Annotated in this window: 10 protein-coding genes and 1 tRNA gene; 6 read left to right on the plus strand and 5 right to left on the minus strand. The window is 32.3% G+C overall.

The window, feature by feature from the left end:
* Positions 1 to 718, plus strand: a 718-nt coding sequence (locus tag RSB60_RS02375) for an ABC transporter permease subunit (RefSeq protein ID WP_332614334.1), incomplete at its 5' end; no start/stop codon positions are given.
* A 40-nt stretch (positions 719 to 758) separates the two neighbouring features.
* Positions 759 to 1,646: an RluA family pseudouridine synthase gene (locus RSB60_RS02380; RefSeq protein WP_332614336.1), complete on the plus strand. Its 888-nt coding sequence runs from the start codon at positions 759 to 761 to the stop codon at positions 1,644 to 1,646.
* Here the strand turns inward: RSB60_RS02380 and RSB60_RS02385 are convergent.
* Entirely contained in the window at positions 1,639 to 2,436 is a 798-nt protein-coding gene (locus RSB60_RS02385; protein WP_332491650.1) for an HAD family hydrolase, read from the minus strand. The genes RSB60_RS02380 and RSB60_RS02385 overlap by 8 nt on opposite strands.
* A 31-nt stretch (positions 2,437 to 2,467) precedes the next feature.
* The gene (locus tag RSB60_RS02390; protein WP_332475304.1) at positions 2,468 to 3,010 is read right to left on the minus strand and encodes an FUSC family protein; all 543 of its coding nucleotides are present in this window, start codon (positions 3,008 to 3,010) and stop codon (positions 2,468 to 2,470) included.
* Between the two features lie 116 nt (positions 3,011 to 3,126).
* Between RSB60_RS02390 and RSB60_RS02395 the strand changes: the two genes are divergently transcribed.
* Positions 3,127 to 3,203 (plus strand) — tRNA-Arg (locus RSB60_RS02395).
* A gap of 199 nt (positions 3,204 to 3,402) precedes the next feature.
* Here the strand turns inward: RSB60_RS02395 and RSB60_RS02400 are convergent.
* Entirely contained in the window at positions 3,403 to 4,539 is a 1,137-nt protein-coding gene (locus tag RSB60_RS02400; protein ID WP_332614338.1) for an IS3 family transposase, read from the minus strand.
* A gap of 369 nt (positions 4,540 to 4,908) precedes the next feature.
* On the opposite strand from RSB60_RS02400, the gene RSB60_RS02405 reads away from it, so the two are divergent.
* The 3 genes from RSB60_RS02405 to RSB60_RS02415 all read left to right on the plus strand — a co-directional run bounded on the left by RSB60_RS02405 (position 4,909) and on the right by RSB60_RS02415 (position 9,378).
* Complete coding sequence (locus RSB60_RS02405; RefSeq protein WP_332614340.1) at positions 4,909 to 5,934, plus strand: AAA family ATPase; 1,026 nt, start codon at positions 4,909 to 4,911, stop codon at positions 5,932 to 5,934.
* On the plus strand, positions 5,927 to 8,197 hold the full coding sequence (locus RSB60_RS02410) for a S8 family peptidase (protein ID WP_332614342.1): 2,271 nt from the start codon (positions 5,927 to 5,929) through the stop codon (positions 8,195 to 8,197). The genes RSB60_RS02405 and RSB60_RS02410 overlap by 8 nt, the downstream gene beginning before the upstream one ends.
* Positions 8,198 to 8,436: 239 nt before the next feature.
* Entirely contained in the window at positions 8,437 to 9,378 is a 942-nt protein-coding gene (locus RSB60_RS02415; protein ID WP_332614344.1) for a virulence protein RhuM/Fic/DOC family protein, read from the plus strand.
* Positions 9,379 to 9,563: 185 nt separating this feature from the next.
* Here RSB60_RS02415 and RSB60_RS02420 read toward each other — a convergent pair whose 3' ends face one another.
* Positions 9,564 to 9,797, minus strand: a complete 234-nt coding sequence (locus tag RSB60_RS02420; protein ID WP_332614346.1) for a potassium channel family protein — start codon at positions 9,795 to 9,797, stop codon at positions 9,564 to 9,566.
* The coding region (locus RSB60_RS11430) for an ion transporter (protein ID WP_442879652.1) at positions 9,757 to 10,187 on the minus strand (431 nt) is incomplete at its 5' end. The genes RSB60_RS11430 and RSB60_RS02420, both read right to left, overlap by 41 nt.

Consider the following 10,187-nt stretch of genomic DNA (forward strand, 5'->3'; position numbering starts at 1 on the left):
TTCAGGTGTGATGATTTCAATGTTTGATCCTGCTAGTATTGATAATTTAATGAAAATGTTTGAATTATTTCCACCAGAAATAATGAGTATGTTGGGCTTTGCAGAAGCATTTACGGATATGACTGGATATCTTGCAAGTTGGTTATATGGGTTATTAATGATTGGTTTTCCAATGGTTTACAGTATTATGTTGGGAAATAAATTAATTGCGAAAACAGTAGATAATGGTTCAATTGCATGTCTATTATCAACACCAGATTCGCGTGTTAAAATTGCATTAACAAAAGCAATCTATGCGATTATATCAATGATAGTTATTCTAGGGATTGTATTTATCTTTAATATCACTTTGAGTAATGCAATGTTTCCAGGTAGTTTAGATATAGAAGCATTCACAAACTTAAATATTACAGTGTTACTTGTAAATATAACTGTTATGGCAATTACATTCTTCTGTTCATGTTTATTTTCAGATACAAAATATTCAATTGGTTTTGGTGCTGGAATTCCACTAGCCTTCTTATTGATTAAAATGCTTAGTGGCGTTTCAGATAAATTGGATTTTCTTACAAAGATATCAATTTTTGGATGGTATGACCCAATGAAGATTGCGAGTGGAGAAATTGCAATGACAGCAAACATTGCTTACATTGTAATAGCTATCGTTTTGTTTGTTGCAGGAATCATGATTTTCAAACGTAAACGTTTAGCTGTTTAAAAAACTTGCGTCAGATTGAAATGAGCTTTATCATAATAGTATGAAATATGAGATAAAGTTCAACCAAATAAATATTAATGAATGTAAAGCGGTTGAAGGAAAGACAGTTGTTGAATTCCTTCAACTTTTTAAAGTATCTAAGAAGAATATTCATACGTTGTTTGAGGACAAACGTGTGAAATTAAATCATGAGATTGCTTCAAGAGAAAGTATCATAAAAAAAGAAGATTCAATCACGATACAATTACCCAAAGAAGAAATTGATTATGCTTGTGATAATCAGTCAGCACAAATTGTTTATGAAGATGATTTTGTTTTAATTGCACATAAAGATGCAGGAATAATTGTGCATGATGAAAAAAGTAAATTAGGAACACTAGCAAATCAAGTCGCAACATATTATGCACAAACCAACCAAAATCTTCCAGTACGTTATATTCATCGATTAGATGAAGAAACTGAAGGTCTAGTGTTCTTTTCAAAGATATCTTTGTTTCAACCTTGGTTTGATGAGGAGTTAAAGGAAAAGAAAGTTAAACGCTTCTACTATGCAATTGTAGAAGGTGAAATGAAAATAGGAAAGAAACAAACTATTTGTAAACCAATTGGAAGAAATCGCCATGATGCAAAAAAAATGATAATCGCTTCTTCAGGTAAAGAAGCAATTACCAAGATACAGTGTATAAATTCTAAGAATGGATTATCATTGATTCAATGTGAACTCGAAACAGGTAGAACACATCAAATTAGAGTTCATCTTTCTTCGATCGGATATCCCATTGTAAATGATGAATACTATGGAACAAAAACAGACAAGTGGAAAGGCATGGGACTTTATGCTTATAAACTTGAATGGCATGAGATTTTTACACATGAAAAAAGAGTCATTACTGACCCTTATCTAAAAGAACTAGATTATTTTAAATAACATTGAAATGTCTAATTGCGAAATCAACACCATCTTCATCAACAGAGGTTGTGACAAAGTCAGCCTCTTTTTTAACGATGTCACGGGCATTTCCCATTGCGACACCAATTTGTGCTTGGCGTAACATTTCAATATCATTTTCTGCATCGCCGAAAGACATTACGTTATCCCAAGTTAGATTATTCATTTTTAATACGGAAGCAATTGTAGTTGCTTTACTAAATGTAGGTGGGTAAGCATCATATCCTTTAGAATAAGACCATGCGAATACTAAACTTGGTATTTTTTCTTTAAATGTTTCGATAATTGTTTCATCACCAATTAGAAATGCACCTAGTGGCAATCCATTTGTTTTGTGGAAAGGAATATCTGTTGGATTTGCAAAGACAGCATTACCATAGTCTTTATCACCAACATATCCTTTATAGAATTTGTCATAATTAGAATAAATAACAACGCCTTCTTTGAATTTGAATCCTAATCCAATGTTGTACTCTTCACAAAGTTTGTAAAGAATATCAACATCCTCCTCTTTCATAGGATAACTTTCAAGAACAGTGCCATGTTTATCAACTAAACAAGCGCCATTGATTGTCACAAAGTAATCAGGATTAACATCTTCAAACAAGCTTTTATGAATAAATGAATAATGTCTTCCAGTAGCTATTAGGATCTGAATTCCTTTTGCTTTAGCTTCATCAAATGTTTCTTTTAATTTAGCACTAATACTTTCACGAGAATATGGAATTAATGTACCATCAATATCGCATACTAACATTTTAATAGTCATAGTTTATCTCCTTATTGTTTCTTATTATAACTTATTCTTTAATAAAGGTGAAATAACGGGATAGATTTTGACGCGAAAGTAGAACATTAATTAGAATAGATATAAATACACCAACTCCAGTATCAATCATACGATTGATTGCATAGCTTATATACTCATCATGAGGTGTATTTAACATAACGATATAAAACACTACCGCACCACCTTGAATCGCTCCAGGATAGCCTAGAAATTGACTCAGTATGATAAGACAAGTAATACCAATTAATAAAAATACGATTTGCATCAGTTTACCAGTAGTTTGTTGTTGAAGGTAAAAAAATACCATACCTAAGCAACCACCAATTATCGTTCCGATGAAACGATTGCTACCACTTTTCCAAGGAGTTTCAGTTGATGTTTCCATACCGAACACTGCACCGATACAAGCAAATGTTGAGTTCCTATCGATTAGTATATAAATAATTGCGCATAGTGTAGTACTGATAGCAGTTTTAATGCTTCTTAAACCTAATTTTGGAAATTTTTTCTTTGGTTTGGTCGTATTGTCGGTAGATGATTTTAGTGCTGACATACTATTTTCCCCTTATCACATATGTTCCATATTACAAAGTGTAGTAAGAAAATTCAAGATTTTTGTGAAATCTTTTAAATTAAAGCGTATTGTGATAAACTTACTTCGTTACCTTTGCGCCCATAGCTCAATTGGATAGAGTTTTTGATTCCGATTCAAAAGGTTGCAGGTTCAAGTCCTGTTGGGCGCGCCAAAGTGAATAAGGTATGAAGTATCGAACAGTTTTTCTAGACTGTCCAATAGTTCATACCTTTTGTTTAGAAGAAAAGCCTTTAAAATAAAGGGTTGTGAATAATGTGAATTTTTAAAAATTGGGTATAGATAAATGAAAAAACTAAATTTGTAGAGGAAATCGTCAAATTAACGGTATTAGAACCTCTTATCTAATAAGTCTATTCACGATTGATTCTTTTATAATACAACTCTTCATATTTATTAGGAACTTTATTATGGATAGTTCTATGGGGTCTTTTTGAATTGTAAAATTCAATGTAATCATCGATGCTTTTGTGAAATTGTAGCTCAGATTTGTATTTAGTTCGATAAATTTCTTCACGCTTCAATAAAGCAAAAAAAGATTCCGCAACAGCATTGTCACAAGGTCGACCAGCACGCGAAAAAGATTGGACAATCTTGTTCATCTTCAATAACGTCCGAAATGCTTTAGAAGTATACTGGCAACCTTGATCACTATGGAAGGTCAAGTTTTGTGGATTACCTCTATTACTAAATGCTTGTTTAAAAGTGGAAGTAACTAAATAGGTACTACTTTTAGATGATACTTTATATGAAATAACTTTACGTGAGAACAAATCGAGGATGACGCATACATAAATATAGAGATTATTTACTTTAAAACAAGTTATATCACTTACCCAAACACAATTTGGTTTAGAAACGTTAAATCGTCTTTGTAATACATTCTTCTTTTTATCCAAACTAAGAAGTTTTTTGTAATCTGACTTGGAAGTGGTAACTATGCTTTGAATACCCATTTCTCGCATGAGCTCAGAGACGTACTGATAAGATGTTCGAATGCTTTGTTCATTTAATACAGTTAATATCTTGTTTGCACCAAAGCGTTGTTTACTTTCATCAAAAATTAATTGAATACGCTCTTTCATCTCTATTCTTCGTTTATCATATAAAGTAACATCTTTGCGACGGAAGATATGATTATAAAAGGTTCCTCTTGATACACAAAGATCATCACATAAAACACGAACGTCATATTGACCATACAGTTTAGATAAAGCTTTTAGCTTACCTTGTAATGGAGAACTTACAGTACAGTCCACTTTTTGAAGGATTTCAACGATTTTCTCCAATCTATGAATCTTTCGATTTAAACTTGTAAATGCTTTGTAACTAACTTCATACTCAGTAGTTTTAGATTGAACTAGATATGGTTTAATCCAGGTGTAGAATGTACTACGCGGTACATTGGATAATATGCAAATCTCCCTTACTGATTCACCTGCTTGATACCTTGCTACTAATGATTCTTTTTCTTCAATACTGAATTTCATATATTCTCCCTCCTTTAAGGACTTAATGAATTGTATGGGAATAGTTTGATCAAGAGAATTGGAAAACTTAATAATTTTATTTAGTCGGTGAATAATAAATGGTAATTCAAAAAAAATGTAACAAAAAATGAAATGTTTTAAGTTGCGATTATATAGATGATAGTAGTTTTGATATAATTATATGTACCAAAACTTCATTTTTTAAAATAGTGGAACAAAACGATTGATTATAACCTATTAATATCGTATTATTGTAGTGTGCCAAAATTATTATAGAGAGGTGAAATAATGACTAGTGAAGAATTAATACCAAGGCTAATTAGAGCCTGTTTAGACAATGATCGTAGGCTAGTTGAAGAAATATCTACTATGCTCATCAAATTCTATAAGAAAAAGCAACCTGATATAGCTCGCGAGATTTCTCAATCACTGACTTATACTAGAAATGGGGCATCTGCGATAAGAGCGATGGATGTTCAGCCACTACCTATCGACAAAGAATCTCGGTTTAGTTTGTGTAAAGCTGAAGAGCCACTAGAGATTGATGAACCTATTTTAGCGAGTGAAACAATAAGAGAACTTCAGTACTTTATATCTGAAAGAAATCAAATAGAGAAATTAATTTTGGAAGATATAACACCGCCAAATAGTCTATTGTTTGTAGGTGAACCTGGGGTTGGTAAAACCTATTCAGCTAGATGGCTTTCATACAAATTGAATTTACCGTTAATAACAATGGATTTAGCGACGTCAATTTCAAGTTATCTTGGTCGGTCAGGGCAAAATATTAAAAATATATTTGACTATGCTCGTTCATTTCCAGCTATTTTGCTACTTGATGAAATTGATTCAATTGCTAAACGAAGAGATGATTTATCTGATTTAGGTGAACTTAAGAGATTGGTAAATGTATTATTAAAAGAGTTAGAAACATGGCCTAGTCAGAGTATTGTAATAGCAGCAACAAATCATCCTGACTTATTGGATAAAGCAATTTGGAGACGATTTGATCGCACTATCAATTTCAAACTTCCAGATAAAGAAGAACGACAACTTTTACTGGAAAGAAATTTAGGAAAATATTTCAATCTTTTATCTTCTAATGCGATTTCGTTTGCTTTGAAACAAACAGCTCTAGTTAATGCAGCAGATTTATGTAAAATTTGTATGCATGTAAAAAGAAAAATTGTTCTAGATGGGGATAATATTGATCTGATAGTTTTTAAAGAATTTTGCTTGGGGAATTTTGAAGATAAATCAAGTAAGATTGAACTTTGTAATTTGCTTAGAGAGGTAAAACCATCTTTGAGTATTCGTGACATTTCACAGATAACAAATATACCAGTAACATCAGTTAGTCGGTATTTGCAAAATGGAGGTGAATTGAATGAGTAATAAGCACCCAATATTAGGACGCGGTGAATTATATGTAAATGATATAGATAAACGATATTATGGTGGACCTCTAAACCTCCCCCACACATATTATGAAAATAAAATATCGCTGATTAAAGACATCTCTATAATTCAAGATGAAGTTCAGGTAAAAAGCGAAATATTTCTACCTGAAAAAGTCATCTGTATTCGTATGGAACACAAGTGCGAAGCAAAATCATATACTCCAGAAATGCTATTATCTATAGAAGGTATCACATCTATAGGTGGGCGTAAGTACACAATTTCTAAAGCAGAAGAAAATTCAATAAATTCAAAACTTTATTTTGCAAAAGTTAGTGATAAAGGATTAGAAAATCTGAAAAATACTCTAGAATCTGGAGAAAAAGATAGTATAGGTACTTGGCGAAATCAAATATCTATGATTCGAACAATTGATTTGTTGGAATCTACTGAGAAAATTACTGGGTTTTCAAGCTCGTGGGAAAGTGGACTAGTAGAAATTGTTCTACATCCGCTTGAATGGGGTAATGGTTTCGAGTTGCAACAGTTTATAACGCTTCTTAATTTAAGTGAAGACAAATACAAGATTACTTACTATGAAAACGGCCCTCTCTTCTGTGCTGCTGAATGTACACAGGAAGTTCTTGAGCGACTAACTAAATTTAATCCGCTGAGAACAATACATCCATTGGGAGAATTAAGTATTCCCGATATGCGAGGAAGAAAAATCTTTGATGCACCGATTCCACCTGAATATAAGGGTAAAGCGCAAGTAAAGATAGGTGTTTTTGATGGAGGTGTTAATTCAACATTACCCCATTTGAAAGACTTTGTATCTTCCTATGAATTAACTTCTGTTCCAGAGCATCCTGCATTAATAGCACATGGAACAGCTGTTTGTGGAGCAGTTTTATACGGATTACTTAATTACAAGGGATCACAAGAACAATTGGAGACTCCGATTGTATCTATTGATTCATATAGAATCATTCCGCAAAAGGATACTGGGAATTTTTTAGAGGATAGTGGACTTTATCCTGCCATTGATAGAATAGAAGAGATCGTTAAAAATAATACTGAAACAGTATTGTATAATTTATCTTTTGGTCCCCGTGGAGCAATAGTTGATGATGATATTAGCCGGTTTACTTATGCTCTCGACAAGTTATCTATGTTGAATCATCATCCGCTGTTTTGTGTTGCGGTAGGAAATGATGGAGATTTGCCTTATCCTCTTAATAGAGTGCAAGCACCAGCTGATTTAGTAAATGGATTAGGAATAGGTGCATATACTTTTACTAAAAAAGGTGAGAAGACTAGAGCAACCTACAGTTGTGTAGGTCCAGGACGTGAAGGATGTAAAGTAAAACCGGATTTTTTAGAGTTTGGAGGTACACCTGAAAATCCATCTGTGTTAATAAGTACAACGCCAAATAAAGTTACAACGGAATGTGGGACAAGTTTTTCATCTCCTATAGTTGTAGGAAAACTGGGGAAAATTATGGCTTTATCTTCTGAAATTTCTGCTCATATGGCTAAAACCTTATTAATTCACACTGCTTCTGATTCAGGCAAATTAGGAATAGAAGAAATAGGTTTTGGATTTTGTGCGGAAGATGTCTCAGATGTTTTGAATTGTGAAGATAATAAGGTAATAGTACTTTATGAAGGCAGTATAGCTCCAAGACAAAACATAAAGCTTCCAATACTTTTACCAAACATTAATGGTCTTAATTGTAATGCAAACATTACTTGGACTCTTACAACTTTATCGGAGTTGAATCCAAACGACGTAGACTCTTATACTTGTAATTGTATTGAAGACTACTTTTATCCAAATGACAAACGCTATAATTACAATCCGCCCGATTCGCTTGGCAAAAAACAAAAGTCTGCCCTTATAGGTACAGATGAAGAGAAAAAATTACTCGCTTTAGGGTTTAAACGTTCTGAATTACCTATCTCCAAACCTCCTAAGAAGTTTTTGAGTGAGGATGAATTACGGTCAAAACACTTAAAGTGGGATACAGTTGCAAAGAAAACAATTCCTATACGGACTTCATCTTTGAATAATCCATTCTTCATATTACATGGAATGAATAGAGATATTGCAGGTGCCAATCCTATGAAATATTTTGTTGTAATAACCATAGAAATTCCTAAATATACGGGTGTTCTATATGATGATATTCTGCAGCAGTATCGCAATTTGTCTCCTATCAATATAAAAACTCAAAATAAACTATTTGTTGAAATGTAAACTAATTCCAAAACATCAAGTTATAAATTTGTATAGATATAAGTATTTTAGCATGCGAGAACTTTTTAGTAAAAAATGCAACACCAAGAGATTAGTCTAAATGTAGGAGTTCATTTCCCATTAGGTGCTCCATGCTAACTGAACAAACCTGTGTCAAACACAGGTTTTTATGTACTTTTCTATAAAAAATTCAGGAAATTATACTTCTTTTACTAATAAATAAGTAGGAGGAAGTATAAATGAAAGAAAATGGATCTATAATTTTCGAAGATGGAGTAATATCTGTAGAAGTTACTCTGGAACAGGGTACAGTTTGGCTGACTCAGGTACAAATGTCAAAGTTATTTGATCGAGATATTTCTGTTATATCAAGACACATTAAAAATGCAATAAATGAAAATGAAATTTCAGAGAAAAGCAATTTGCAAAATATGCAAATTGCAAATTCTGACAAACCAGTTGTTTTCTATGACTTAGATGTAGTTATCTCAGTTGGGTATAGAGTCAAATCTTTGAAAGGAACTATATTTCGAAGATGGGCAACTAAAATTCTTAAGGAATATACATTGAAAGGTGTAGTTTATAATGAAAAACGACTAAAACAACTAGAACGCATGCAAGAAATCCAAGTGGATATGATGGAAGGTGTGAAAGGATTTGATGCCTCAGAAGTATTAAGTGTACTTAATCTCTATTCACAAGGATTACAATTATTAGATGATTATGATCATCGAATGCTTCTGGAAAAAAAGAATCAAGAAACAGAATGTATTTATCAATTATCCTATGAAGAATGCATAGAAGTGATTGAACAATCACCCTTTGATGCTCGAGGAGACTTATTTGGAAAAGAAAGAGATGAATCATTTCAATCAAGTATAAATCAAATCTATCAAAGTTATGAGGGTGTTGAACTTTATCCTACTTTAGAAGATAAGGCAGTTAATTTACTCTACTTCATTACAAAAAACCATAGTTTTTATGATGGAAACAAGATAATTGCAGCTACTATCTTTATTTACTTCTTAATGAAGAATAGGCAACTTATTGTAAATAATAAACAAAGGATTAGTAATACTACACTGGCAACATTGACAGTGCTAATTGCATCATCAAAACCAGAGGAAAGGGAAAATATATTAGCTTTTTCAAAGGAACTCATACAGTTAACAAGGGATTAGTCTAAATGTAGGAGTTTATTCGCCGTCGGGTGCGCCAAATCAGTAGAACGCGATAGATATCATATCGTTTAAGCCTTTAAATAAAGGCTTTTTTAATACATTTGGAGGTATTTCGAAAAGAGTTACCCCATAGATATCATATAGAAAGTGAAGGAACTAAATATCAATTATATGTGTTAATACTGTTAATTTTCTTTTGAGTTTAATGCATCCATGTACCCAGCTGTGATGATTCCAGCTGGTAGTGCAATAATTGCTATACCGAATATAGAAGAAATCATGGTAATTAATCTTCCAAACTCAGAAACAGGATAAATATCGCCATAACCCACTGTTGTTAATGATACTGTTGCCCAATATACTGCATCGTAAAATGTGTTAAAAGAATCTGGCTCTATATTGAAAATCAATAGTGCCATGATAAATATATGAGATGGCTAAAACTAAGACAGCAATTAATGCATCTTGCGATTTCCTTAACACACTTTGAATAATCATGAAGCTCTTTGAATATCGTAGCGTCTTGAAAACTCTAAAAACTTTAAAAGCGCGTATCATTCTAAAAATTCGTAATAATTTTAAACTACTATTTATATGTGTTAATGATGGAAGAATTGATAGTAAATCAATTAGTGCATATCCACTAAATGGGTACTTAATAAAAGAAGTATATGATTTATTTCTAAATTTGAAATCAGCAGTGATAAATCTAAGAATATAGTCGATGATGAAAATAATGACTGAAATAGAGTTTATTGTGTCATACAGCATAGTTTCGTGCTTAAAAGCAAGCGGTATAAGACTTACAA

Source organism: Anaerorhabdus sp., assembly GCF_036657415.1.
Taxonomy (GTDB): domain Bacteria; phylum Bacillota_I; class Bacilli_A; order Erysipelotrichales; family Erysipelotrichaceae; genus Anaerorhabdus.